Annotated in this window: 21 protein-coding genes; 9 read left to right on the forward strand and 12 right to left on the reverse strand. The window is 37.9% G+C overall.

What is annotated here, in order from left to right; translation table 11 throughout:
• Positions 1 to 19: 19 nt before the first annotated feature.
• Positions 20 to 1,042: a UDP-glucose 4-epimerase GalE gene (gene galE / locus GAB14E_RS05315; RefSeq protein WP_033083639.1), complete on the reverse strand. Its 1,023-nt coding sequence runs from the start codon at positions 1,040 to 1,042 to the stop codon at positions 20 to 22.
• A gap of 208 nt (positions 1,043 to 1,250) precedes the next feature.
• On the opposite strand from galE, the gene GAB14E_RS05310 reads away from it, so the two are divergent.
• Both GAB14E_RS05310 and GAB14E_RS05305 read left to right on the forward strand, forming a co-directional pair.
• Positions 1,251 to 3,293 carry an MHYT domain-containing protein gene (locus GAB14E_RS05310; protein WP_052093931.1) on the forward strand — a complete coding sequence of 681 codons (2,043 nt, stop codon included), beginning with the start codon at positions 1,251 to 1,253 and terminating at the stop codon, positions 3,291 to 3,293.
• Positions 3,290 to 4,417: an HDOD domain-containing protein gene (locus GAB14E_RS05305; protein WP_052093933.1), complete on the forward strand. Its 1,128-nt coding sequence runs from the start codon at positions 3,290 to 3,292 to the stop codon at positions 4,415 to 4,417. The genes GAB14E_RS05310 and GAB14E_RS05305 overlap by 4 nt, the downstream gene beginning before the upstream one ends.
• On the opposite strand, the gene GAB14E_RS05300 is transcribed toward GAB14E_RS05305, so the two are convergent.
• From GAB14E_RS05300 to GAB14E_RS05270, 7 genes are all read right to left on the reverse strand, one after another.
• The gene (locus GAB14E_RS05300; protein ID WP_033083640.1) at positions 4,414 to 5,553 is read right to left on the reverse strand and encodes an HD domain-containing phosphohydrolase; all 1,140 of its coding nucleotides are present in this window, start codon (positions 5,551 to 5,553) and stop codon (positions 4,414 to 4,416) included. The two genes, GAB14E_RS05305 and GAB14E_RS05300, sit on opposite strands and share 4 nt — an antisense overlap.
• A gap of 218 nt (positions 5,554 to 5,771) precedes the next feature.
• Complete coding sequence (locus GAB14E_RS05295) at positions 5,772 to 6,767, reverse strand: hypothetical protein (RefSeq protein WP_033083641.1); 996 nt, start codon at positions 6,765 to 6,767, stop codon at positions 5,772 to 5,774.
• Between the two features lie 93 nt (positions 6,768 to 6,860).
• Entirely contained in the window at positions 6,861 to 7,490 is a 630-nt protein-coding gene (gene cysC, locus GAB14E_RS05290) for an adenylyl-sulfate kinase (RefSeq protein WP_033083642.1), read from the reverse strand.
• A gap of 62 nt (positions 7,491 to 7,552) precedes the next feature.
• A complete protein-coding gene (locus GAB14E_RS05285) occupies positions 7,553 to 9,295 on the reverse strand; it encodes an SLC13 family permease (RefSeq protein WP_033083643.1) in 1,743 nt (580 codons plus the stop codon).
• Between the two features lie 186 nt (positions 9,296 to 9,481).
• Positions 9,482 to 10,882 carry a sulfate adenylyltransferase subunit CysN gene (gene cysN, locus GAB14E_RS05280; protein ID WP_033083644.1) on the reverse strand — a complete coding sequence of 467 codons (1,401 nt, stop codon included), beginning with the start codon at positions 10,880 to 10,882 and terminating at the stop codon, positions 9,482 to 9,484.
• 67 nt (positions 10,883 to 10,949) lie between these two features.
• Positions 10,950 to 11,849, reverse strand: a complete 900-nt coding sequence (gene cysD, locus GAB14E_RS05275) for a sulfate adenylyltransferase subunit CysD (RefSeq protein ID WP_033083645.1) — start codon at positions 11,847 to 11,849, stop codon at positions 10,950 to 10,952.
• A 233-nt stretch (positions 11,850 to 12,082) separates the two neighbouring features.
• The gene (locus tag GAB14E_RS05270; RefSeq protein ID WP_231562084.1) at positions 12,083 to 12,469 is read right to left on the reverse strand and encodes a ComEA family DNA-binding protein; all 387 of its coding nucleotides are present in this window, start codon (positions 12,467 to 12,469) and stop codon (positions 12,083 to 12,085) included.
• A 249-nt stretch (positions 12,470 to 12,718) separates the two neighbouring features.
• Between GAB14E_RS05270 and GAB14E_RS05265 the strand changes: the two genes are divergently transcribed.
• From GAB14E_RS05265 to GAB14E_RS05250, 4 genes are read left to right on the forward strand one after another with little or no spacing between them, the layout of a single operon-like run.
• Positions 12,719 to 13,612, forward strand: a complete 894-nt coding sequence (locus tag GAB14E_RS05265) for a metal ABC transporter substrate-binding protein (RefSeq protein ID WP_033083647.1) — start codon at positions 12,719 to 12,721, stop codon at positions 13,610 to 13,612.
• Positions 13,612 to 14,526, forward strand: coding sequence for a manganese/iron ABC transporter ATP-binding protein (locus GAB14E_RS05260; RefSeq protein WP_052093936.1), 915 nt, complete (start codon positions 13,612 to 13,614; stop codon positions 14,524 to 14,526). The genes GAB14E_RS05265 and GAB14E_RS05260 overlap by 1 nt, the downstream gene beginning before the upstream one ends.
• The gene (locus GAB14E_RS05255) at positions 14,523 to 15,458 is read left to right on the forward strand and encodes a metal ABC transporter permease (protein WP_033083648.1); all 936 of its coding nucleotides are present in this window, start codon (positions 14,523 to 14,525) and stop codon (positions 15,456 to 15,458) included. The genes GAB14E_RS05260 and GAB14E_RS05255 overlap by 4 nt, the downstream gene beginning before the upstream one ends.
• A complete protein-coding gene (locus GAB14E_RS05250; protein ID WP_033083649.1) occupies positions 15,445 to 16,362 on the forward strand; it encodes a metal ABC transporter permease in 918 nt (305 codons plus the stop codon). Before GAB14E_RS05255 ends, GAB14E_RS05250 begins: the two co-directional genes overlap by 14 nt.
• 51 nt (positions 16,363 to 16,413) lie before the next feature.
• On the opposite strand, the gene GAB14E_RS05245 is transcribed toward GAB14E_RS05250, so the two are convergent.
• The 3 genes from GAB14E_RS05245 to GAB14E_RS05235 all read right to left on the reverse strand — a co-directional run bounded on the left by GAB14E_RS05245 (position 16,414) and on the right by GAB14E_RS05235 (position 18,981).
• Complete coding sequence (locus tag GAB14E_RS05245; RefSeq protein WP_231562085.1) at positions 16,414 to 16,965, reverse strand: TlpA family protein disulfide reductase; 552 nt, start codon at positions 16,963 to 16,965, stop codon at positions 16,414 to 16,416.
• 233 nt (positions 16,966 to 17,198) lie between these two features.
• A complete protein-coding gene (locus tag GAB14E_RS05240; RefSeq protein WP_033083650.1) occupies positions 17,199 to 18,575 on the reverse strand; it encodes a class II fumarate hydratase in 1,377 nt (458 codons plus the stop codon).
• A gap of 34 nt (positions 18,576 to 18,609) precedes the next feature.
• Positions 18,610 to 18,981, reverse strand: coding sequence for a hypothetical protein (locus tag GAB14E_RS05235; protein ID WP_033083651.1), 372 nt, complete (start codon positions 18,979 to 18,981; stop codon positions 18,610 to 18,612).
• Positions 18,982 to 19,198: 217 nt separating this feature from the next.
• Here GAB14E_RS05235 and mfd point away from each other — a divergent pair, with 217 nt between their 5' ends.
• From mfd to GAB14E_RS05220, 3 genes are all read left to right on the forward strand, one after another.
• Positions 19,199 to 22,795: a transcription-repair coupling factor gene (mfd, locus tag GAB14E_RS05230; RefSeq protein WP_033083652.1), complete on the forward strand. Its 3,597-nt coding sequence runs from the start codon at positions 19,199 to 19,201 to the stop codon at positions 22,793 to 22,795.
• Positions 22,796 to 22,941: 146 nt separating this feature from the next.
• Positions 22,942 to 24,678: a CsiV family protein gene (locus GAB14E_RS05225; RefSeq protein WP_033083653.1), complete on the forward strand. Its 1,737-nt coding sequence runs from the start codon at positions 22,942 to 22,944 to the stop codon at positions 24,676 to 24,678.
• A gap of 67 nt (positions 24,679 to 24,745) precedes the next feature.
• Positions 24,746 to 25,033: a DUF1244 domain-containing protein gene (locus tag GAB14E_RS05220; protein WP_033083654.1), complete on the forward strand. Its 288-nt coding sequence runs from the start codon at positions 24,746 to 24,748 to the stop codon at positions 25,031 to 25,033.
• Positions 25,034 to 25,126: 93 nt separating this feature from the next.
• Here the strand turns inward: GAB14E_RS05220 and GAB14E_RS05215 are convergent, their stop codons facing one another.
• A complete protein-coding gene (locus GAB14E_RS05215; RefSeq protein WP_033083655.1) occupies positions 25,127 to 25,858 on the reverse strand; it encodes a pseudouridine synthase in 732 nt (243 codons plus the stop codon).
• Positions 25,859 to 25,917: the final 59 nt, after the last annotated feature.

Below are 25,917 nucleotides of genomic sequence, written 5' to 3' on the forward strand. Positions count from 1 at the left end.
ATCGGCTAAATCCTAACGATTAAAAGCCGTTTGGATTTTCAGACTGCCAACGCCAAGTATCTTGGATCATCGCCGTTAAGCCGAGCTTAGCTTGCCAACCTAATAGTTCCTTTGCTAGTGAGGCATCAGCATATACAGTTGCTAAATCTCCAGCTCTACGTGGTACAACTTGAAAAGGAATAGCTTGTTTACTAATTTCTTTAAAGGTATTCACAATTTCTAATACTGACGTACCATTACCTGTGCCAAGATTAATCGCCTGACAACCTTTCACTGTGCCTTTAGCATGAGCTAAACTCTCTAAAGCTTTTACATGACCCTGCGCTAAATCTACCACATGAATATAATCACGAACACCAGTACCATCCGAGGTATCATAATCGTCACCAAAAACTTGCAATTGCGCTAAACGGCCAACGGCAACTTGTGCAACATAAGGCAACAAATTATTAGGTATACCGTTCGGGTTTTCACCAATCAAGCCTGATTGATGTGCGCCAATCGGATTAAAGTAACGTAAACAAGCAATAGACCAAGCCTCATCACTTTTAGCTAAATCAAAGAGGATATTTTCTACCATCAATTTTGTTTGGCCATAAGGATTAGTCGCCGAAGTTGCCATAGTTTCATTTAATGGTGAAATGTTATTGCCATAAACCGTTGCTGATGAACTAAAAACTAAATTCTTCACCTGATGTCTAGCCATAACTTCCAGTAGGGTTAACGTGCCGGAAACGTTATTTTGATAATAAGCCAGTGGAATTTCATTAGATTCACCCACCGCTTTTAAACCAGCAAAGTGGATAACTGCTTCTATTTTGTGTTGATTAAAAATTTTCTCAAGTGCAGAAGTATCACAGATATCGGCTTTAATAAAAGTTACCGTTTTATTTGTTATTTTTTCAATACGTTCAAGTACTTTAGTTGACGAGTTTGTTAAATTATCAACAATGACTATCTCTTCATCTTTAGCACTTTTCAGTAATTCAACAACAGTATGACTACCAATATAGCCGGTACCACCCGTGATTAATAAACTCATATCTATTCCTTTAAGTAATACTATTTAATAGAGGTAATTACAGCAAAGTAAATCACCTTAAAAATGTCATTCAATAGCTCTATTTTATAATTGATTTTCAATAAGTGAAAGCAAATAAATTATATATTCTATTCATTTGTGCATTTAACCAAGTAGTTTTATATTTTTGTTCTAAAATATATATAAAATAGACCATAAGGATTTGATCATGTTTGATTTTTGGCGCTTTCAATCTATCAACCAAGGAAGTTATAAATTATTATCATCTGAATTTGACTGGCTACTCGTTGCCCTATCAATTGTTGTTGCCATATTTGCATCATACTCAACGTTAGTTATTCTCGATCGTATCAGAGCTTCAGATAATCAAAAAATAATTAATTTCTGGCTGTTTTTTGGCTGTTTTGTGCTGGGAAGTGGCGTTTGGGCTATGCACTATACAGGGATGTTAGCATTTAAAATGCCAATGACCATGTCATTCAGCCTATTGATAACGGCCTTATCGATACTACCTATTTTTATTGCCTCATACTTTACTTTACGCAAAATATCTCAGAGTAAATTTGACTTTTGGAATATACAATTATCGGCTTTATCCCTCGCTCTAGGTATTGGCACTATGCACTTTATTGGGATGGAGGCAATGAAATCTGAAGCTGTCATGGTATACAATTTGCCATTATTTCTTGCTTCTATTCTTGTCGCACATTTATTAGCAACCATCACGCTATACCTTACAGTGTTAGAAACAAGAATTGACCGTTATCAATTTATTGTCCGTATTCTTTGCTCTATTGTCATGGGTGGCACCGTAACGGCTATGCATTATACCGCAATGATATCCGTTTCTTTTTACGTACCAGATAATACTAAAATTGCACTGGAACACATGTCACATGGCACTTTAGTCATCCCTGTTGCAATTGCAGGAATAATCTCAGTGTTGGTAGTCACAACAATATTATGTGCATTAATCGATAAGCGCTTGCAAGCCGCGGAGCTTTTAGTGAGAGAAAGCGCAATTAGAGAAAAAGATATTGTCGAGCACTTACCTGATGGCCTACTTGTTATTGATTCAAAGGGAAAAATTGTCTCCTCAAATACAGCAGCCCAAAATATGTTCAACTTACCCTGTGATGCGATAACAAAATTAATGATTGAGCAGCTTATTCCTTCCATTACTTATTCAAAATTAGTCGATGATGTTGTTCTATTCGACCATGTCTTTTCAGGCCAGACCATCTTGATTGAGGGCAGAAAGAAAAATGGTGATACCTTTCCTATTGAAGCGCATTTTTCAAAAATGACATTGGTTATCGATTATCAAATTATGTTTAGCTGCGTAATGCGAGACATCACCGAACGTGTCAATCTTGAAGCCCAGCTAAACCAAGCAAATAAATTAGAATCTATCGGGCAATTAGCTGCTGGCATTGCCCATGAAATTAACACCCCAACTCAATATGTTACTGATAACACATCATTTTTAAAAGGTGCTTTTGCAAGTTGTATTGATGTCATTAAATTTTGTCAAAACATCAGCAGTAAACCAACTGAAGATATCAACAAAGAAGATATAAATAAAATGAAGGGACTTTTATCTGATTCAGATATCGAATTTATATTGGAGGAAGTACCCTCAGCCATCACACAATCACTGGAAGGCTTACATCGGATTTCAACTATAGTAAAAGCGATGAAATCTTTCTCTCATCCAAGCAAAGGCGAGATGCAACTTACCAGTATTAGTGAAGCAATTGAAACAACAATTACTGTGGCACGTAATGAATGGCGTTATATCGCTGAATTAGTAACACAGTTTGATGATGATCTTCCGAAAATAATGTGTATCAGGGATGAACTGAATCAAGTCTTTCTTAATATCATTGTAAATGCAACACATGCGATAGAGGAAAACTCAACTAAGTCTGGTCAAATTGATGGCAAAATAAAAATTTTAGCCACCAGACAAGGAGAGAATATTATTATTAAGGTAGTAGATAATGGCGCGGGTATGACTGCTGAAACTCAGGAACGAATTTTTGACCCTTTTTATACTACAAAGGATGTTGGTAAAGGTACGGGGCAAGGACTTAGCTTGGCCTATTCCGTCATTGTCGATCGTCATAAAGGTAAAATTGAAGCACACTCTATTTTAGGTGAAGGAACTACTTTTACTATTTCTTTACCGATTGATAATGATTTAAATCTAGAAGATGTATCACTAACATTAGAAAAGGATTTCATATGAAAGTTATGTTTGTTGATGACGAAATCATGATACTTAAAGGGCTAAAACGGGCATTTTTTAGAAATAAATGGCAAATGTTATTTGCTGATAGTGCAGATAAAGCATTAAAAATTTTAGCACAAGAACCTGTAGACTTTATTATTTCAGATATGCGAATGCCCGGCATGAATGGTGCTGAGCTTTTAGAGGAAGTTGCGATATTACACCCTCACATTGTCAGAATCATTCTATCAGGACATTCAGATGAAGAGGCAGCAAAAAAAGCAAGTTTTGTCGCACATCAATGGTTTAACAAACCATGCCAACCCGAAATATTAGAACAGGTTTTGAACCATATTTACTTAATTAGACGTTCATTACCAAATCCCAACGTACAACAAGTCGTTGGTAAAATAAAAACACTGCCATCTCCACCAAAAGTGTATATGAGCTTAAATGCTTCGCTTAATGACGAGACTGTCGACATGCAAAAAATTGCCCGCATCATTGCTGAGCAACCCGCGCTAGTAGCTAAAATTTTACAGTTAACAAATACTTCTTTTTTCTCTAATGGCAAGCAGGTTGAAAGTCTCACAGAAGCAATTACTCGCTTAGGTATTGATTTGGTCTGTTGTATAGTTATTGCAGCAGAAACCTATGCAAAAATTGATGATATACCGGGCTATTCTATTGAAGAAGAGCAAAACCACTGTTTATCAACGGCGCGCTTAGCTGCTTCAATGGTTGAACCATCATTGAGGCGAGAAACTATTCTCGTTGGGCTATTACATAATATCGGTAAATTTATTTTATATGAGGTATCTCCTCAAGCTATGTCAGTTTACATTGAGAAACGTATAGTTGGTGCTGACAATATTGAGTTAGAACAACAGTTATTCGATGCAGATCATACCCAGCTTGCTGGCTATTTATTACATTTATGGAATTTCTCGTATAAGCTGATTGAAAATATAGTTTTGCATCATCAACCACTAAAACTATCCCAGGGGGATTTTGGTTCCGGCGCTGCGGTTTACATTGCAAGCAGGTTATTACGCAAACAAAAAGTAGATCAAACCTTTATCGAGCATTTTGATATTGCCGACAAGGTAGAGCTATGGAAAGATAAAGCTACCGACTATTAAGAGGGCAATTTACTCACGGTTATAGTTACGTTGTCTTTTAAGGCTCCATTTTCAACACAATGAGAAATTATTCTTCGTAAAGGCTCTGATATTTCTTGGCCTTTAGAAGCAACTAACAAACCACTTTCAGTACATATATCTTCTTGCACAGTCATATCATTTGTTAGCTCAGCCACATTAACCAACTGTTGGGATGGTTCAAAGTTAGCGCCGATCGTTTCTTTAAAAGCCGTCAATATATTAGGATCATAAAACTGGCTTTGCTCGCTAAGTTGTATGCTAGCTTGGTTAACCGTTGAGCCATCACTTTTGAAGCGTAGAAAATCAATGACTACTTTTAACATTCTAGCGCCATAAGGGATTTCTTCTCCCTTGATATCATCATAAGGCACTCCTTCACCATTGAAGCACTTTGCCTGATACAAAATTGCATGAGCAATCTTATTCATTCTTGGTATTTTTCTAATTAAGTCAGCAGCTAAACATGGGTGACGCTCTTTCATTTTGCGTTGCTCTAATGAAAATGAATCTTTATTTTCACCTAACCCCGAATCAGGCAACATAACACAGCCTAATTGAGATAATTGAATCATTGGTTCAAAACTCCAAGTTACCGGCATCTTTAATGTTTTAGCTAAAGCCAGCATATATTTTTTAATTTGAATTGTATGAGCAAAAATTTGAGGGTTTACGATAGTAAGTACCTCGGCTAAAACGTTAATTGTTCCTTTTAATGTTTTACTTAGTAATATTTTCTCAGCAATGATTAAATTGTATTGCCCTATTCCTGCTTCAATTAGTGTACATAAATCTTGATGTTCACATGGTTTATTGATGAATCGGAATATATCACCAATATTTAGCGCATCAATTGCCGTCTTCTGATCAGAGTTACCTGTTAACATCATGCGCACAGTATTGGGAGATTTAACTTTGATTAGTTTTAATAACTCGATACCATCCATTAATGGCATTTGCATATCAGTTATTATTACCGCATATTTATTCTTAGCGATTAACGATATGGCCTCTGCCCCACTTTGTGCTACCTCAAAATTGAACTTATTCCTTAAGTTTCGTCGATACGAATTCAGAATATTAATTTCGTCATCAACCAGTAAGATCCGATCATTCATTGTTTATAAAACCTTAAATAAAAACGGTATAACAAGAGGGAAATCATCGAAACTCCTTTTCAATTTTAGATAGGATTGAAATTAAACAGTTAAGCTGATTAGTGCATAAAATAAGTTTATGCACTAAGTTGACTTTGCGCCAACTTATTTATTAAAAATAATAGCTTAAGGGTTAAATAATGAAGCTTTTAACTGTAGATTTTAAGTTTATTACCTACTTATTGATAATACTTTGCCACAGCATCAATAAAGTTATTAAGCATTGCACTTGGTAATTGATTCACGCCCGCAGCTGCAGCTCTGCCACCACCTGTTGGGAATAACGCACATATATCACCAGCGCCTTGTTTATTGTTTAACGGTGCCCGTAAACTTACCGTATAACTTTGCTCTGATTCTGTATTGCTTTCAGCGTGGGAGTTAACCTGATTAAGCGTAACGACAATATGAGCTTTATCAGGCGATTGATTGGCGAGTTCATTACCAAAAACACCACTCACCCGCCTAGCCCAAGGCTCATCATTAAGTAGAATAGTTTTAACTAATGCATTATCGCTAAGTACTTTCGCCGCTTTAGCTTTTTCCATATCGTCTAAATAGGCTATTTTTAATTTGCTAAAAACAGAACCCTCTTGCTCAATTAAAGTAAAAGGGTTTGGGTAGTCAAGTAATACTGTATACAAATCTGCCGGATGAAAATGTAAATCACTGATTTCCTGCCCATAGCCGTTATAATTAATATAAGTGCCTAACTCATTTAATTGCCCTTGCTGAAACTCCGACAACCCAATTTTTTTTGCTAAAATACTGGCACTAGAGTGCATGTTATCACCATAAGCTGCTGCTATTGCCCAGTGTACATACTGACCTTGTAAATGTTCATTAATTAATAAACTGGTACAGGTATTAGCATCAGTATCAAGTAAACTGGTAAATAATGGCGATTGCGGAACATCACCAGTACGATGATGGTCTACATAAAATACCGGAATATTTGCCAAAAGCAGATCATCTAAAGCCTTGCTATTTTTCTCTAAAGAGATATCTAATACAGTTACCGAGGTAGCTTTTGAACAATCCACTTGTTGCAGTAAATTAATATCACGCTTTACCCCTGTAATTAGCAGACACGGTATTTCGCTTTTCTGCGCTAGTCGTAATTGCAAAAGAGCTATAATGCCATCGGCATCACCATTGAAAACATTATAATGCATGGTTCGAACCTAACCTTGGATAAATTTTGATAGGGCTTATTTGATTAAAAACTACGAGTGGAACTTCAATTAGTTAACTGAACTGAACGTAAATTAACTAAAGTTATTTGCGTTAATAAAAGCATGTTCAATTAAGTAACCTACAATTTGCTCTGCACATTGCTCAATAGATTGCTCAGCTGTTTTAACATGAATTTGTGGTCTAACAGGTACCTCATAAGTAGAGTCGATGCCGGTAAAGTCTTTGATCTCACCTGCTCGTGCTTTTTTATATAAACCTTTAGGGTCACGTTGCTCACAAATACTTATTGGTGTATCAATATAAACTTCAATAAATTCTCCGGCTTCAAGCTTAGCTTTAGCTAGCGCTCTATCACTGGCAAAAGGAGAGATAAAAGCCGTTGAAACAATAAGCCCTGCATCGAGAAATAATTTAGCAACTTCTGAGATTCTACGAATATTCTCAACACGTGCTTCATCACTAAAACCTAAGTCGCCATTAAGACCATGACGAACATTGTCACCATCAAGTAAATAACTATGACAACCAAGTTTATACAATAAAGCATCAACCGCATTAGCTACAGTAGATTTACCTGATCCACTTAATCCGGTATACCAAAGTAATGCTGGTTTTTGTTTTTTTAACTTGGCTCGTTGTAATTTGCTGACGTGCTGATCATGCCAAACGGTGTTCTGGGTTTGCATACTGGCTGTTTTCATTATCATACTCATGTTAGGAAACTTGATTCATTAAGCACAATATCAATGGGCGTTGACATCACTTAAAATGGAAATACTAATGGGATCACCAGGATCACTGTAAAACTATAAATGATTGAAATAGGTAATCCAAAGCGGACAAAATCACTTAACTGGTAGTTACCCGCATTATAGACCATGACGTTGGTTTGATAACCATAAGGGCTAATAAAGCTACCGCTGGCTGCAAAGGCAACCGCCATGACAAACGGCGTTGGGTCAACGCCAAGTCCTAAAGCAATATTATAAGCAATAGGGAAAGCGAGCGCTGCTGCTGCGCTATTCGTTATTAGCTCGGTCATAACTAGCGTTAATAAAAAAATAATAATAAAAGCTAAATAGATACTTTGACCAAAGAGAAAACTCTCAATATTTTGAGCAAACATTGCAGCTATACCGGTATTTTCCACCGCTGATGCCAAGGTTAAAGCACCTAAAACTATCATCCAAATCTCTAAAGGAAAACGACGCTTTATTTCATTAACTGATAGTGAGCCACTGAAAATTAAAAAAGCTAAATAAATAAATAAACAACTAAGCAATGGTAATGGGGTAAATACGGACACTAAAATACTAGCAATAAACCCCCAAACAGTACTGTAATCACGCCAACCACTAAGCATATTATCCGCTTGATGACCTGATAATATATAAAAGTTTTTTGATAAATTAGGTCTGGTGGCGAAGTCTTGCCCTACCGCTAACACCAGAAAATCTCCCGGTTGCAGTATTATATCACCCAGCTTTCCTGATAATGCACACCCTTCTCGGCGAACAGCAACAACGGCAGCATCAAAACGAGCGCGAAAACCGGCTTTTTTTAAGGTTTTACCGGCGATGGTTGAATCTGCTTTAACCAGAACTTCAGTTAAATTATCACGTAATAAATTATCTCGCAGTAAATTACCTTGCTCAGCATACAGATTTAAACCGTCAAACTGTTGCAAGGTCAGTACTTTTGAAATATCACCACTAAAAATAAGTTTATCACTCGCTTGTACACATTCTTCCGGGCAGACTGGGGAAATTAAGCGTCCTTGACGGACTATTTCAACTAAAAATAAAGAATCTAAATTTCTCAGGCCATTTTCTTCAATACTTTTACCAATTAAGCTTGAAGACTTTGCTACTTCGGCTTCGAGTAAATAGTCATTGGTCGCTAAATCATCATCAATCAGATTAGGTAAAGAGCGGCTGCGCAGTAAAATAACAAACAGACATAGTACAAACGCCGATAAACCAATTAAGGTAAAATCAAAAAATCCAAAACCATTATGGCCTTGTTTAATCAATAAACTATTTACAATTAAATTGGTAGAGGTACCTACTAAGGTGAGTGTGCCGCCTAAAATAGCAGCATAAGAAAGTGGTAATAATAACTTGCCAGCATTGATCAGCTTGTTTTTTTTCACTGTATTGATGAGTGTCGCCACGACAGCCGTATTACTCATGATAGCCGACGCTAAGGCAGTACCGAGTAATAAACGTAAGGTAGACTTTACTCTTGAACCGTTAAAAACGCCGGCAGATAAGCGTCTTAGAATACTAGTACGTTCAAAGGCGAAGGAGCACAACACTAACAAAACCAGTGTAACTAAGCCTGGATTAACCGCGTTAGTAAGCACATCATCAACGCTGACAAAAGAAAATGCCAAACACAATAATACCGTCACAGAAAAAACTCTCTCAGGTACTTGGCTGTATTTAACTAAGCTGATAAAAGTGATGATAAACACACCAATCATCAACCACTGCTCTATTGTCATTTTTATCCTAAATATTATCCATTAAACTTAAATAAAATATCTTATAAAAACTAACCATTCCCCTTTAGTTGCAGTGTTCAAGTTAAAGAAAAAGCACAGAATGGACGTGAGTCAATAAGTACTTTTGACGCTTACATTGGTCGCTACAGCAACAAGGAGAATGGTTAGTAACTATTATTAAATAGCTTATTTAGTGATATCGCGTGCACCCCAATGCGGGAACTGTTTGCGAACTAGTGCATTCAACTCTAATTCAAAACTTGAATATTCATGAGTTTTCTCATCAATAGCATGATTAATCATGCCTGCACCCACAGTAACATTGCTTAATCTATCGATAATGATAAAAGCACCGGTAGCTCGATTCTCTTTATAAGCATCAAAATGTAAAGTTTCGCTGGCAACAAAATCAACGATACCTATGTCATTAACCGCTAGTTGTGAGCTAGATAATTTATCCATGGTATTAACGTCATATTTGCTCGCAATACTTATCGCATGACCAGTAGTCATTTTACTGCCGTGCTTGATATAGTATTCTCGACCCGGCTCGAGTTCATTTTCATGCATCCAGACGACTGTAGCACTAAACTCTTTTGCTGAAGTAGGTAAACAGCCTTTTTTAACAATGATTTCGCCGCGACTGATATCAATTTCATCTTCAAGGGTTAGCGTTACCGCCATACCTTTATCCGCACGATCTAAGTTGCCATCAAAGGTCACAATTTCTTTAACGACACTTTCTTTACCTGATGGCAGTGCCACTATGGTATCGCCAACCAGTACATGACCTGAAGCAACAGTACCAGCAAAACCACGGAAGTCGAGATTAGGACGGTTAACAAGTTGCACTTGGAAACGAAATTGAGTGAACTCTTCTTTTGCCTTAACATCAATGGTATTAAGCAATTTCATCAAAGTAGCGCCTGGATACCAAGGCATATTTTCACTTTCTTCAACCACATTATCGCCATTTAATGCTGACATAGGGATAAAGCGAACGTCAGAAAACTCCAATGACTCAGTAAATTCACGGTACTCTTTTTTAATGGCTTGGTAGCGTTCCTGAGAATAGTCAACTAAATCCATTTTATTAACGGCAACAACAATATGTTTAATGCCTAACAATGAACAAATAAACGAGTGACGACGGGTTTGCACCTGCACGCCGTAGCGGGCATCAATCAAGATAATGGCAATATCACAGGTTGAGGCACCTGTAGCCATATTACGAGTATATTGCTCATGACCTGGCGTGTCGGCGATAATAAATTTACGTTTATCAGTAGAGAAATAACGATAAGCAACATCAATGGTAATGCCCTGCTCACGCTCAGACTGTAAACCGTCCACTAATAACGCTAAATCGATAGCTTCACCCGTGGTACCGGATTTTTTTGAATCTTTTTCAATGGCAGCAAGCTGATCTTCAAAGATCATCTTTGAATCATGCAGTAAACGACCGATTAAGGTGCTTTTACCATCATCGACACTGCCACACGTTAAGAAACGTACTAACTCTTTATTTTCATGTTGCTTTAAATAAGCTTGAATATCTTCTTCGATTAAGTCTGATTGGTGACTCATAAGTTGTCCTTTGGAAATTTTTTATCAATTCACGTCAAAAAATAGTGTTATAAAGTAAATTTTCGGCTTAAAAGTAGCCTTCCATTTTCTTCTTCTCCATTGAGCCAGCGCTATCGTGATCTATCACTCGTCCTTGCCGCTCAGAGGTTTTGGTTAATAACATTTCTTGAATAATTTCAGGTAAGGTATCCGCTGTTGACTCAACAGCGCCCGTTAACGGGTAACAACCTAATGTTCTAAAACGTACACTCTTCATTTGAATTTCTTCATCGTCACCAATAGGCATACGATCATCATCAACCATGATCAAAGTGCCATCACGCTCTACTACCGGACGTTTTTTGGCTAAATAAAGCGGCACAATAGGAATACTTTCTAAGTAGATGTACTGCCAGATATCAAGCTCCGTCCAGTTTGATAACGGGAAAACACGGATGCTTTCGCCTTTATGTACTTTACCATTGTAGATATTCCACAATTCTGGGCGCTGATTTTTTGGATCCCAACGGTGATTTTCATCACGAAAAGAATAAACACGCTCTTTTGCACGTGATTTTTCTTCATCACGACGAGCGCCACCAAAGGCAGCATCAAAACCGTATTTATTAAGGGCTTGTTTTAGACCTTGAGTTTTCATTACATCGGTGTGAGTCGCACTACCGTGCGTAAATGGACCCATACCCATCTCAATACCTTCAGGGTTTTGATGTACGAGCAACTCAAAGCCATACTCTTTCGCTATTTTATCGCGAAAGGCGATCATTTCTTTAAACTTCCAGTTGGTATCAACATGCAATAACGGGAAAGGAATTTTACCTGGGGCAAAGGCTTTACGAGCCAAATGTAATAATACTGCCGAATCTTTACCGACAGAGTACAACATTACCGGGTTATCAAATTCAGCCGCTACCTCACGAAAAATGTGGATAGACTCGGCTTCAAGTTTTTTTAAATGGGTTAAATTCATTGCTAATACAAACTTTATGAAAAATTAATAAGCTTATAATGCCATAAAGAGATTAAATTTCCATATAAGAAACGTATTCGATATAACCAAAAGTAATAAAGGCATCAGGCTTTTATAACTCAATAGTCACTAAAATACTTTATATCGCAATGGTACCGGCTTCTCCACGCCGTAAAGGGGTCATAAAAAAACCAGCAGAAGCTGGCTTGTGACAGATAAATTTAATATTTTTTTCAAATACTTAATCTTGTCTTATTTTGATCAATAACTTTTTCACCAATGCCGCTGACCTTAGTGAGATCACTTATTGATTTAAAAGCACCAATTTGTTGACGATATACAATAATAGCCTGAGCTTTTGTTTCTCCTATGCCCTTTAAAGTAACTAATTGCTCAAATGTTGACTTATTAATATTGACAATTGCTTGTTGCTCGACAGCAGCCGTTTGAACAGCCTGTGTTGCTGAGATGTCTTTAGCATGAGTTACAACTGTACTTATAGACAAAAGTATTGCTAACGATGCAGTAAATAACGCTTTAGAAAGTACCTTTAACTGATTCTTCATATTTTTCTTCCTTGATTTGGTTGATATAGCTAAATGCCATTTAAAATTTAACACTTTACTTACCTAGTTAGCTTACTCAACTAACTACTTATTAGGTTTAGTTGTCAGGCTTTGTAAAGTCAAAAAATATATTCTAGTGTCAAAATATTCCTACGATTAAGTTTATGTATTTATAATTCAAAAATCGAAATTAAAAGATCATCAAACACAACCATAAATGAAAATGATTACTATTTGCATTGATGGTTTTATAATTAGCTGTTAACATGAATTTCCTTCTCTACTCATCTTAAAGGAAGATGTATGGCGCGCATTTTTTATCCGTTTCTGTTATTTGTGTTACTAACAAGTAGCAATATGACAATGGCACAGCCGGCAAAAAAATTTAAAGTTCTCACCAGTTTTACCATTATTGCCGATATAGCAAAAAATATTGCCGGTGAGGCAGCTCAGGTTGAGTCGATGACAAAGGCCAATGCTGAAATTCATAATTATCAAGTAACTCCCAGTGATATCCGTCGAGCTCACGATGCTGATTTAATTTTATACAATGGCTTAAATTTAGAACGCTGGTTTGAGAAGTTTTTTAATAACCTAAATGGCATTCCAAGAGAAGTCGTCAGCAATAACATCACCCCTTTAGGCATTGGTCTTGGTCCATACAAAGGCAAACCTAATCCCCACGCTTGGATGTCGGCTGATAATGCTAACATTTATATTGACAATATCCGCGCAGCCTTAGTTAAACACGATCCAGAAAATACTGAGACTTATAATAACAACGCCAAAAGATATACCGCAAAGTTACAAGCGGCACTGGCGCCATTAAAACAGCAAATCAGCTTAATTCCACACGATAAACGTTGGTTAGTAACTAGCGAAGGCGCCTTTAGTTACCTCGCGAGAGACTATCAATTAAAAGAGCTGTATTTATGGCCCATTAATGCCGATGCTCAAGGTACACCTCAACAAATAAGACAAGTAATAGATAAGATAAAGGCGCACAACATAACTACTATTTTCAGTGAAAGTACCGTTTCTGCTAAACCAGCTCAACAAGTTGCTAGGGCGACTAACATACATTATGGCGGCGTGCTTTATGTCGACTCATTAAGCAATCAACAAGGTCCTGTTCCCAATTACATAGCCTTACTTAAAGTGACTTTAACCACTATCAGTCAAGGATTACAACAATAATGAACGGTTTAGAGGTTAACAATATTAGTGTCAGTTATAACAATGGTCATTGCGCATTATCAAATGCTAGCTTCTTCTTGCCCATCGGCTCAATTACCGCGTTAGTAGGTATTAATGGCAGCGGAAAATCAACCATGTTTAAAGCCATTATGGGCTTTGTTTCCCTAAGTCAGGGCAGTGTCGAAATATTGGGGCAATCAGTTAAGCAGGCATTAAAAAAAAATTTAGTGGCTTATGTACCGCAAAGTGAAGAAATTGATTGGCACTTCCCTATTTTAGTTGAAGACGTCGTTATGATGGGTCGCTATGGTCATATGAATATGTTCAGACAAGCAAAAGAAAATGACTACCAACAAGTAGAGCAAGCATTAGCCCGCGTGAATATGAGTAAGTATCGTCACCGTCAAATCAACGAACTCTCCGGTGGTCAAAAAAAGCGGGTATTCCTTGCCAGAGCATTAGCACAAGAAAGTCAGGTTATCTTACTTGATGAGCCCTTTACTGGCATCGACGTACAAACGGAAGAGCAAATAATGGCTCTACTGAGGGGCCTACGCGCTGAAGGAAAGATCATTTTAGTATCGACACATAATTTAGGTAGTGTGCCGGAATTTTGTGACCGAACAGTGTTAATCAAACAGACCATTTTAGCACAAGGTCTAACCAAGCAAGTATTTACCCAAGAAAATCTACAAAAAGCTTTTGGCGGAGTTTTACGCCATTTCGTCTTAGCTGGTGAAACCCTTCATAAAGATGATGATGCGAGGCAAGTAACTATTTTATCGGATGATGAACGACCAGTAGTGCTTTATGGTGAACAAGATAATAGTGAATTAAGTAGTCAACTAGGAAGCCAGTTAACTAACCCAGATACGAACCAAGTAGACCCTGTCAGTGCAGAGGTTAAGCAATGATTGCTGAACTATTAAGCCCTTTTAGTTATGACTACATGGTTAATGCTATGTTGGTCAGCGCACTTATTGGCGGGGTTTGCGCCTTTTTATCCGTGTATTTAATGTTAAAAGGCTGGTCATTAATAGGCGATGCCCTTTCTCACTCTATCGTACCCGGTGTTGCTGGTGCTTATATGTTAGGGCTGCCCTTTGCCCTTGGTGCATTTTTTTCCGGTGGTTTGGCGGCAACCACCATGTTATTTCTCCATCAAAAATCGAAGCTAAAAGTTGACGCTATTATTGGTTTGATCTTTACTTCCTTTTTTGGCCTAGGGCTATTTATGGTGTCTATATCACCAAGCTCTGTCAATATTCAAACTATTGTTCTCGGTAACATCTTAGCCATTACCCCCCAAGATACCTTGCAATTAGTATTAATCGGTGGAATTTCTTTGGCGACTTTATTATTGAAATGGAAAGACCTGATGGTAGTTTTTTTTGACGAGCATCATGCCCGTAGCATTGGTTTAAACCCAGTAGCTCTTAAAATACTATTTTTTACTTTACTGAGTGCCTCGACCGTTGCCGCCTTGCAAACCGTTGGCGCTTTTCTAGTAATAGCCATGGTAGTTACCCCTGGCGCAACTGCGTATTTACTTAGTGATAGGTTTTCAATGGTTATTAAGATTAGTGTTGCTATTGGTACATGCAGTGCATTTTTTGGTGCATATTTGAGTTACTTTATTGATGGCGCAACGGGTGGCGTTATTGTGTTATTACAAGCCGTTATTTTCTTTTTAGCATTCCTTTTTGCTCCTAAGCATGGTTTGCTCGCCAGCAAGAAAAAAGCCATTGATAACCTTAACAAAAATAAATTAAATCCACTTAAACTGAATGAACTGAACATTATAAACAATAATAATAACAAAGAGGTTAATAATGTCTTGGTTTGATTCGCTTTTCACCAGTGCTTGGTTAGGGTTATTATTAGAGCCTTTGCAATTTACTTTTATGCAGCAAGCTTTCGCATTAGTAATACTGATAGCGATACCAACTGCGCTGCTATCATGTTTTTTGGTACTTAAAGGTTGGTCATTAATGGGCGATGCCATTTCACATTCAATCTTACCTGGGGTTGTTATCGCTTATATTATGGCCATCCCTTATGCCGTGGGAGCCTTTATTGCAGGAATATTTTGCGCCCTAGCTACCGGATATATCAAAGAGCACACTCGTCTCAAAGAAGATACAGTTATGGGCGTGGTTTTTTCTAGTTTGTTCGCCTTAGGTTTAGTGATGATGAGTAAAATTGAAACTGGCGTTCATCTTGATCATATTTTATTTGGCGATATGCTGGGGTTAAGCTGGTCTAACATTGTCGAATCAGCGGTCATCTCAATAGCGATTATCTGCTTTATTACGTTTAAAGGTAAAGACCTTGTGGTTTATATATTTGATCACCAACATGCAAAAGCCATCGGTTTATCCGTCAAATTTTTACACTATAGTTTACTGGTTACTTTATCTTTGACTATTGTAGCGTCTTTAAAAGTTGTTGGCATGATATTGGTGATTTCATTATTGATAGCGCCAGGGGCTATTGCCTTTTTACTGAGCAATAAATTTAACCATATGCTGTGTTTAGCGGTGATTATTTCAGTGCTGTGCTCAATCACTGGTGTTTACCTGAGTTTCTTTATTGATAGTGCGCCAGCACCGACCATTATACTGTTGATGTCATTACTTTTTATCCTGGTATTTAGTTACCAACAGATAAAAAGTAATATTCTGATGAAGAAGCGAGAAAACCCGTATAGCAATACCAGCATCAGCTCAACAGTATCCGCTGATGCATAACATGCTTATTTTAACTGTTATTATCACTTAACTGAGTAATTAACTGAGCGATTACTGCCAAATGATATTGCTGAGTTGCTCTTGCCCTTCAGCTAAATTCATTTTAATGACAACATTGTCTTCATCAACACTAATAATTCGAGGGATTCCGCCGGCAGCAAATTTTTTATAAATGCTGCGGTCTTCATCAACAGCCAGCGCAACTTTAATACCACGTTTATCTCGCCACGCTTTAACAGTGGCTGTGTCTTCTTCTCTGGCAATGGCGATGATATCAATGTTTTCATCTTTAAGTAATGGCGAGTTATTTAATGCTGTAATTAAACGATTAGAGTCCGAACACCAAGTCGCAAAAAGCACCACTAATTTTTTCTTATCGCTACGGTGTAGATTCATTTCCACACCATCAATGGTGGTAATGGTATTAATAGGTAATATATCACCACGAGTAATATATTCAGGGTATTGCGCTGGCTCAGCACTCACCAAAACGCCTGGCGTTTGACACGCCGAAACGGCTAACCATAAACACGTTAGTAGGCTTAGTTTTATAGTGTTATTTTTACTATTACTTATTGTCTTAATCATGGTGTTTTTTAACATTTAAAATCCCTATTTTATCAATTCTTATTATTAAATCAGTTGCTTTCCTGACAAAATAATACAACAAAACCACCCCGGTGATAACTTAAATTACAATATTTTACTGACATGTTTTCAGCCGAATAAGCCCTCAACATCACGGTCTATATTAACTGATTGTCCTCAGTTTTAGTGCTCCTATAAAAAAGAGCGCTGAAGCGCTCTCTTTCATTTATCCGCAACTGCTGGTTAACTTATAAACCACCATAAGTTAGTTTAGTCGGGTCCAGTAACTGTTCTAATTCGGTGCGAGAAAGCTCGGTGTTTTCTTGGGCAACCTCAATAATAGGACGGTTTTCTTTATATGCTAATTTTGCTATTTCAGCGGCCTTAGCATAACCAATTCGCGGATTAAGCGCGGTTACTAAAATGGGGTTACGCGCTAAAGCGGTATTTATATTGTCGACTCGTACAGTAAAGCTGGCAATGGCTTTATCTGCCAACAACTCGCTGACATTACTGAGTAACTTAATGCTATTCAGTAAATTAAACGCCACCATAGGTAGCATAACGTTCAATTCAAAGTTACCCGATTGACCACCAATGGTAATAGCTGCATCATTTCCTATCACTTGCGCAGCAACCATAGCGGCAGCCTCTGGAATGACAGGGTTAACCTTACCCGGCATAATGGACGAGCCTGGTTGTAATGCCTCTAGTTCGATTTCACCCAAACCGGCTAACGGGCCAGAGTTCATCCAGCGTAAATCATTAGCAATTTTCATAATAGATACAGCCAGCGTTTTTAGCTGACCAGATAAAGCGACAGCGGTATCTTGAGTGCCAATCAAAGAAAAGAAGTTATCACCCGCCTTAAAGGTTATGCCTGTGGTTGAGCTGAGTTGGCGAGCAAATTCATCAGCAAAATCGACATGGGCATTAATGCCAGTACCCACGGCAGTACCACCTTGTGCCAGTGATTGTAACTTCGGTTGGATAGTGCGCAATAAATCGATATTCTGCTCAATTTGACTAGCCCAACTCATTAAGCTCTGACTAAAGCGTACTGGCATGGCATCCATTAGGTGAGTACGGCCAGTTTTAACATAACTATCAAGATCTTGTGCTTTTACCTCAATGGTTTGTTTTAACCCTTCTAAAGCGGGTAATAAGTCACGCTTTACAGCAATGGCTGCGCTGGTATGAATCGTAGTTGGAATAACATCATTACTGCTTTGCCCACAGTTAACATGATCATTGGCACTCACTGGCTCTGCTAACTTTAGACTGGCTAAATGAGCAATAACTTCATTAGCATTCATATTCGAACTAGTACCAGAGCCCGTTTGATAAACATCCACGGGAAAGTGCTGCAATAAGTTAACTGAATTAAGTAGGTCATGCACCGAGGCAATGATGGCTTGGCCAAGTTCTTTTGAAATCAAACCCAACTTAATATTAGCCGCAGCCGCTGATGCTTTGACCATTAACAATGCCCGAATAAACTCCTCTGGCATTGTTTGACCACTGATGGGAAAGTTATTAATTGCTCTTTGTGTTTGTGCAGCGTAAAAAGCCTCTGCAGGTACAGATAATTCACCCATACTGTCTTTTTCAATACGTGTATTCATAAAATAATCCTTAGAAAAATGATATATTCCCGTGTTAGCAGTGAAAGTATTGGCTAGTAATATTCAATTCTAGCCATAAATGCCGTAAACGTTTTTTGCTTATCTCACATTGGCTAATACGGTTTAAATCCGTTAATGGCCTATAAATGTTATCTAAACAGAGTTGACGCCAATGCTCTGGTATTAAGTTATCGCAAATAACATCAAGCAGTAACCGAAATTGACCTTGGTACATTTGCCATCTCGCATCCTCATCAATATTGATATCGCTACCAGTAAGCAATGTTTGCTCTGCCATCAACCAAAATGAAAGTAATTGTGGATTATCCTCATCTTCGGCATAACGTACCTTATGTCGAATACTGTTAATCGCAGTTGTTTGAATAGTGAAGTAGTTAAAACTCACAATAAAACCCTATTGATAATGATTCGCATTATCATACAGTAGTTTTATAGCTTAAACAATTTAGTAATGATTCATAGAAAAATGAAAAACCGCTATTAATGTTGGCAATAAATACAACTAAAACATTTATCTACTAGCGCTTTAGCCAACGCTTAATTAGAATAGCGGTATTAAATTTGCGGTAATGAATATCGCCAGTTATTAGTGTAAGGAAATCATGAGCAAAGCAACTAACCTATTAACCCCAGTATTGGCAAAGCGCCGTGGTAAAAACCCCGATAAAAAAAGCTGGCATAATTTACATGGTAGCAGTAGTAGTTTTGCCTTATATCAAGCGGCAAAAACGGCACTAACTCCTATACTACTGATAACTAGTAATACACCTCAGGCACTAAAAATTGAACAAGAGTTACTCAGTTTAGCCAAAAATGATAAGCTGAATAAAGTCAGCATTTGCTTATTTCCCGATTGGGAAACGCTACCTTATGATAATTTTTCTCCTCATCAAGACATTATTTCTCAGCGTCTATCTACCTTGTACCAATTATCTCGTATGGAGTCTGGTATTATCATTGTGCCGGTAACCACGCTAGTACAGAAACTAGCGCCAAAACAGTACATTGAAGCAAACAGTTTAATAATAAAAAAAGGTGATAAAAAAGATTTACATGAAATGCGACAAGCGCTAGAAGCGAGTGGTTATCGTAATGTTGACCAAGTATTAGAGCATGGCGAATTTTCAGCACGTGGTGCTATTTTAGATCTTTTTCCTATGGGTAGTAACAAACCCTTTCGTTTAGATTTCTTTGATGATGAAATTGACGAAATCAGACTTTTTGATCCCGAAAGCCAACGTTCAAAAGAAAAGATTGAAGCAATAAACTTACTGCCTGCGCACGAATTTCCCATTGATGAAGCAGGAATCAATTTATTTCGTAGTCAATTTCGTGAACAGTTTACCGGCAATATTCATAAAGAGTCTGTTTATCATCAAGTCAGTAATGGTATTTTGCCGCCTGGTATTGAATATTACCTACCCCTTTTCTTTGATAATAAACAAAACCTCAATAAAGAAATTAGCACGTTAAGCAATACGCTTTGTGACTATTTAACTGAAAATACGCTCGTTGTTATTAGTGGGGATATTGAGCACTCTTTAACTCAGTACTGGCTTGATATTGATTATCGTTATGAAAACAGGCGTTACGACCCTACTCGCCCTTTATTGCCTCCTGAGCAATTATTTTTAACTGAAGCTCAACTTTACAGCGCGCTCAAACCTTTTGATCGTATCACTATCGCCAAACCAGCCTTAGTAGCTACAAGCAAGACTGAAAGTGAGAACGAAGCTAATGACGAGATAAAGAGCGTTGAAACTAAAAGTAAAAGCAGTGAAATACACTTTGATGTTAAACCCCTGCCCGATTTAACGATTAATCATAAGTTAAAACAGCCTTTTGAATTAATAAATCAATTTATTGGCAGTAAAGACACGCCAAGCAAAGTACTGTTTATTGCCCAGAGCCAAGGTCGTCGTGAAAGTGTGCTTGAGCTACTTGAACGTGACAATATCAAACCGGCTCAATTTAACAGTATCGATGATTTTATCAACGCAACGGACACTATTGGTATCACGGTAAATAGCTTAACCCAAGGTTTTGCCTTTCAAGCAAAAGGAGTAAGTAGCAAAAATGCTATTGCCTTGGTTACTGAAGCAGAATTACTAGGCGATCACGTATCACAAGCTCGTCGACGTACAAAAGCACAAGACTTACAAGCCGATGCCTTATTTAAAAACCTTGCAGAGCTAACCATAGGTCAACCCGTTGTTCATATTGAGCATGGAATTGGTCGATATTTAGGTCTTCAAACCATTGAAAACAGTGGTATAGTCACCGAATTTCTCGTGCTTAGTTATGCTAATGATGCCAAACTTTATGTTCCGGTAAGTTCTTTACACTTAATTGGTCGCTATTCAGGCGCGGATAGTGATCATGCTCCGTTACATAAGTTAGGCAATGATACTTGGAGTAAAGCTAAGCAAAAAGCGGCGGAAAAAGTCCGTGATGTCGCTGCCGAATTACTCGATATTTACGCCAAACGCGCCAGTAATCACGGTTATAGTTTCAAAAGAGATAAGCAAGACTACCAAGCTTTTAGTGATAGCTTTGGCTTCGAAGAAACCTTCGACCAAAAACAAACGATTAATGCCGTAGTTAGCGATATGATGTCACCTAAGACCATGGATAGGCTTGTTTGTGGTGATGTTGGTTTTGGTAAAACCGAAGTGGCTATGCGGGCCGCTTTTGTCGCCGTAAACGATGGTAAGCAAGTCGCCATACTTGTTCCAACAACATTATTAGCCCAACAACATTATGAAAACTTTAGAGACAGATTTGCCAACTGGCCGGTGGTAACTGAGGTTTTATCACGCTTTAAAACAGCTAAAGAGCAAAAAGAGGTTATCGCCAGAGTTGAATCAGGCCAAATAGATATCCTTATCGGCACCCATAAACTACTGCAAAATAGTATAAAGTATAAAGATTTAGGTCTACTTGTTGTTGATGAAGAACATCGATTTGGTGTTAAACAAAAAGAAAAGATTAAGCAGCTACGCAGTAACGTTGATATTTTAACACTAACGGCAACCCCTATTCCTCGTACCCTAAATATGGCCATGGGCGGTATGCGTGATTTATCTATTATTGCTACACCACCAGCCAAACGCCTTGCGGTAAAAACTTTTGTCCGTGAGTATGATGAAGCTTTAATAAGAGAAGCTGTTTTGCGTGAAACCCTACGTGGTGGTCAGGTGTACTTCTTACATAACCATGTCGATACCATTGATAAAACCGCTGCTGACATTCAAGCTTTAGTGCCTGAAGCGAGAGTGGTTACTGCTCATGGACAAATGCGTGAACGTGAGCTTGAACGCATCATGAGCGACTTTTATCATCAACGATTTAACGTAATTGTTTGTACCACTATTATTGAAACAGGTATCGATGTACCCAGCGCCAATACGATCATTATGGACAGAGCTGACCATCTTGGTTTAGCGCAATTACATCAACTGCGTGGCCGTGTTGGTCGCTCACATCATCAAGCGTATGCGTATTTGTTAACGCCTCATGAAAAGCGTATTACTAAAGATGCTAAAAAACGTTTAGAAGCGATTGCCTCTCTTGAAGATTTAGGCGCTGGTTTTACCTTAGCAACCCATGATCTAGAAATTCGTGGCGCGGGTGAGTTACTCGGGGAAGATCAAAGTGGCTCAATGAGCCAGGTTGGTTTTAGTTTGTATATGGAAATGCTTGATCAAGCCGTTGCCGCACTTAAAGACGGTAAGCAACTTTCATTAGATCAAGTAATGTCAGCGCAAACTGAAATAGAACTACGCATACCAGCATTACTTCCCGATGATTATATTTTTGACGTAAGCCTTCGATTAAGTTTGTATAAACGCATTGCTAGTTGTAAAAACAAAAGGGAACTCGATGATATACAAGTAGAATTAATCGATAGATTCGGTTTATTACCACAACAGAGCAAAAATTTAGTTCAGATAGCCAAACTTCGCCTTAAAGCGCAAACCATTGGTATATCTCGCATTGAGGCAAGTGCCACGGGTGGCTCAATCGAGTTTAGTAATAATACCAGTGTTGACCCTATGTTAATTATTGGCTTAATTCAAAAAAATCCCGCGGTATACAGTATGGCTGGCGCCAGTAAGTTGAAATTTGTTAAAGCCAATGACGATACGCAAAAACGTTTTACCTTAATTGCGAATATATTAAATGACTTAGCCAAATAAATACTTATGATGGTAAACTTGAGCAAGTGGCGTTTTAGCTAAACGTTCTTTGCTCAAGTCAGTATTATTACCTGCTGAAATACAAAACATTGGCTTAAAAGACAATTTATAACAGATATCATATTGCCTTAAAACATGGACTTTTAATGAAATACCCTTTTTTTATTACCTCTGCATTAACTTCATTATGCTTATTAACAAGTCACCATTCTATTGCTGCGCATAGCACTAGTACGCCAACAGAAGAGCCAGCCCGTTGGTTTGAAATTGAAATTATCCTTTTCAAACATCTTTCAAAAAAATCAGAGAATTCCGAGCAATTTGCCTCAAGAGAACTGAGTGCTAAAAAGCGCCGTGCTTTTGATTTATTAACGCCTTACTTGCAACCTGATATAAGCTCATTAAAACAATTACTGCCCAACTGTCAGCAACCCGAGTTGAAACCAATTTATGATATTTCTTATGCTGTCTACAGCCTGTGGCCAGAGGAAATAACTGATATTAATACTTATATTAGTGTTGATGAAGGTAATATTGAAGAAAGTGAAATTAATGATATTCAAGCAGTTAAGACAGATAACGACAGCCACGAAATAGCTAGCTCGTCAGCGAATTTATCTGTCACTGAATTAGCAACAGATACAGATTTATCTGAGCAAGGCCTCACACAACCAAGTTATCAGGTGCAATATGCCGATATTGAACTGCCTGTGTATGACCAATACCCCAGTAAAAAACAAGCCGCATTGTGTGTCATTCCGGCTGATTTTTTCCAGCAACACTTAACAGCTCAACAACTTGCACAGTTCAATATTGATGGCTTTGCTGTCGATAAATTAGCAAATCGAGTCAATGGCATTGAGCAATGGAGCGCCGATGAAAATGGTGATATAACGTGGGCAAGTGAACAGCCTTATTTAATTAGCCAAAATTCATTACGCTTAAAGTCTATCGCTAATCGCATTAAACGCTCACGTAATTATTCACCAGTATTACATTTAGGTTGGCGACAAATTGGCGAAACGAGAAGAAAAGCTAAAGCGATGCAATTATATGCCGGAGATAACTTAGCACTAAAGTATAAACAGGCACTAACCAAACAAGACGCTGAGCAGCAGGCTCTTGAAATACAGGCTATTTTAGCACAAAGGCAACAAGCAGAAGCGCTTATCAGCCAAACTGGGGTAGTGATTAATCAAGCCTCTCCAGTCGCCGAAAATGCAGCTATAGATGATGCCATGGAAACCAATAGTCAGCATGCATCCTCTGGTTTGGCTATTAAAAATACACAAGTAAGCAGTGAATTATCCACAACTGAACTACCAATAATTGAGCAGCTACGCCTGCAAGCCAAACAGCGACAGCTTGAAAGTATTTTCCAGCAGTTCGCCCTCTTTGATAAAGCTGAAAGTAACGATACTAAGGTAAGTGATACTAATACAAGTGCTAATGACACTAATGAGTTAAAATATAACCAAGAAGAAATTAAAAAAATTGTTGCCCAGCTATCCGCGGATATTAACGTTCAAGAAACGCTATTAACTATGAATAACTCAGCCGAGAAACAAGCTGTCATCAAAGCGCCACTACAGCCTTGGTCGATAGATGGGCTTTTCAAGGTACATTTAGATCATTATCTTTATATCAATACTGAGTTAAACATGGTCGAGCCAACGAATAAATCATCGCGATTAACTAAAGATAAAACTAGCACTGAGATGTCGTTAAATAAAAATCAGGTGATATCCTTTAAACAAAATCGACGAGTGATCACTGGTGAGATTCATTATTTTGATCATCCATATATAGGCATGGTTGTACAAATCAGACGTTTTGATCCCACTAAACCCGCCGATGAGGCCGTTAGTCAATCGAAAAAATAGATACCTATAGCCGTGATAATAGCGAGGTATAAGCCAAAACATACATTACTGTAAGAAGGTTAATAACATGGATAAAGAAATAGAAATTCAAGCGGCAGTATTTCGCCGTTTACTTGCACACTTAGACTCACGTAAAGACGTGCAAAATATTGAGTTAATGAATCTAGCAGGCTTCTGCCGTAATTGTTTTAGCAAATGGACAGTGCAGGAAGCTGAAAAATTAGCTGTTGACGTGGATATCGATACCGCGCGTGAACAAGTGTATGGTATGCCTTACAGTGAATGGAAAGAGAAACATCAATTACCTGCTACCGAAGAGCAGATGGCTAAGTTTAATGCGTTAAATAAAAAATAGTAATGAATTATTGTTTTGCTAATGAGTAAAGTAACAAACTTTACTCATTACATTTTCACAAGAATAAAGATCAATATCTGTAGCTATATTCAACTATAAAAATTGAGCGATTTCCACAGCAGTTAATGCTCGCCACTCACCTGGCGCTAAATCACCAAGCGTTATGCGCCCTATCTGTTCTCTGTGTAATGCCACTACCCTATTTCCTACCGCCGCAAACATACGTTTTACTTGATGATATTTACCTTCGGTAATCGTTAATAATACTTCGCTTCTGTATGACATTTCATCAACCAGGTCTTCTTTTTCTACCCGCATTAATATTGCCGGCCTAGTGAGTGAATCTTCACCTTGAAGCTGAAGACCGTGTTCAAATTTAGTAACTAAGTCTGCCAATTTTTCATCGTTAATTTCATTACGTAGCCATACCCGATAAGTTTTCTGACACTGCTTTTTAGGTGATATGACATTATGCGACCAACGACCATCATCAGTAATAAGCACTAAACCTGTGGTATCAGCATCTAACCGTCCGGCAATATGTAGGTCAAAGGCTTTGTCGACTTCAATGAAGTTAAGGACCGAGGGATACACTTCATCAATATTTGAGCAAATGCTATCAACGACTTTATGTAAAATATAATAGCGTGAGCCACGCGCGATAAGCACTTGGCCATCAATGGTTATAGTATTATTTTCATGAACTTGCATAGCAGCATTTTTAGCTACTTCACCATTAACCCGCACTTCCCCGCTTTTTAGTACCTTCTTGGCTTCGGTTCGGGTCAGCTCTGTACTTTTACAAATGAATTTATCTAGGCGCATAATACCAGTGAGATTATTTTAAGAAAGAAGAAAAGCGTCATTATCCGCATTGTTAATCA

This window comes from Colwellia psychrerythraea, assembly GCF_000764185.1.
Classification (GTDB): domain Bacteria; phylum Pseudomonadota; class Gammaproteobacteria; order Enterobacterales; family Alteromonadaceae; genus Colwellia; species Colwellia psychrerythraea_B.

What these genes read in the sequence shown, in the direction of transcription:
- GAB14E_RS05220 (WP_033083654.1), top strand. Translation starts at nt 24,746, where the DNA reads ATGGATAAAGAAATAGAAATTCAAGCGGCAGTATTTCGCCGTTTACTT.
- GAB14E_RS05300 (WP_033083640.1), bottom strand. Translation starts at nt 5,553, where the DNA reads ATGAATGATCGGATCTTACTGGTTGATGACGAAATTAATATTCTGAAT.
- GAB14E_RS05250 (WP_033083649.1), top strand. Translation starts at nt 15,445, where the DNA reads ATGTCTTGGTTTGATTCGCTTTTCACCAGTGCTTGGTTAGGGTTATTA.
- GAB14E_RS05310 (WP_052093931.1), top strand. Translation starts at nt 1,251, where the DNA reads ATGTTTGATTTTTGGCGCTTTCAATCTATCAACCAAGGAAGTTATAAA.
- GAB14E_RS05215 (WP_033083655.1), bottom strand. Translation starts at nt 25,858, where the DNA reads ATGCGCCTAGATAAATTCATTTGTAAAAGTACAGAGCTGACCCGAACC.
- cysC (WP_033083642.1), bottom strand. Translation starts at nt 7,490, where the DNA reads ATGAAAACAGCCAGTATGCAAACCCAGAACACCGTTTGGCATGATCAG.
- GAB14E_RS05245 (WP_231562085.1), bottom strand. Translation starts at nt 16,965, where the DNA reads ATGTTAAAAAACACCATGATTAAGACAATAAGTAATAGTAAAAATAAC.
- GAB14E_RS05260 (WP_052093936.1), top strand. Translation starts at nt 13,612, where the DNA reads ATGAACGGTTTAGAGGTTAACAATATTAGTGTCAGTTATAACAATGGT.
- GAB14E_RS05265 (WP_033083647.1), top strand. Translation starts at nt 12,719, where the DNA reads ATGGCGCGCATTTTTTATCCGTTTCTGTTATTTGTGTTACTAACAAGT.
- cysN (WP_033083644.1), bottom strand. Translation starts at nt 10,882, where the DNA reads ATGAGTCACCAATCAGACTTAATCGAAGAAGATATTCAAGCTTATTTA.
- galE (WP_033083639.1), bottom strand. Translation starts at nt 1,042, where the DNA reads ATGAGTTTATTAATCACGGGTGGTACCGGCTATATTGGTAGTCATACT.
- GAB14E_RS05305 (WP_052093933.1), top strand. Translation starts at nt 3,290, where the DNA reads ATGAAAGTTATGTTTGTTGATGACGAAATCATGATACTTAAAGGGCTA.
- GAB14E_RS05240 (WP_033083650.1), bottom strand. Translation starts at nt 18,575, where the DNA reads ATGAATACACGTATTGAAAAAGACAGTATGGGTGAATTATCTGTACCT.
- GAB14E_RS05285 (WP_033083643.1), bottom strand. Translation starts at nt 9,295, where the DNA reads ATGACAATAGAGCAGTGGTTGATGATTGGTGTGTTTATCATCACTTTT.
- GAB14E_RS05225 (WP_033083653.1), top strand. Translation starts at nt 22,942, where the DNA reads ATGAAATACCCTTTTTTTATTACCTCTGCATTAACTTCATTATGCTTA.
- mfd (WP_033083652.1), top strand. Translation starts at nt 19,199, where the DNA reads ATGAGCAAAGCAACTAACCTATTAACCCCAGTATTGGCAAAGCGCCGT.
- cysD (WP_033083645.1), bottom strand. Translation starts at nt 11,849, where the DNA reads ATGAATTTAACCCATTTAAAAAAACTTGAAGCCGAGTCTATCCACATT.
- GAB14E_RS05295 (WP_033083641.1), bottom strand. Translation starts at nt 6,767, where the DNA reads ATGCATTATAATGTTTTCAATGGTGATGCCGATGGCATTATAGCTCTT.
- GAB14E_RS05255 (WP_033083648.1), top strand. Translation starts at nt 14,523, where the DNA reads ATGATTGCTGAACTATTAAGCCCTTTTAGTTATGACTACATGGTTAAT.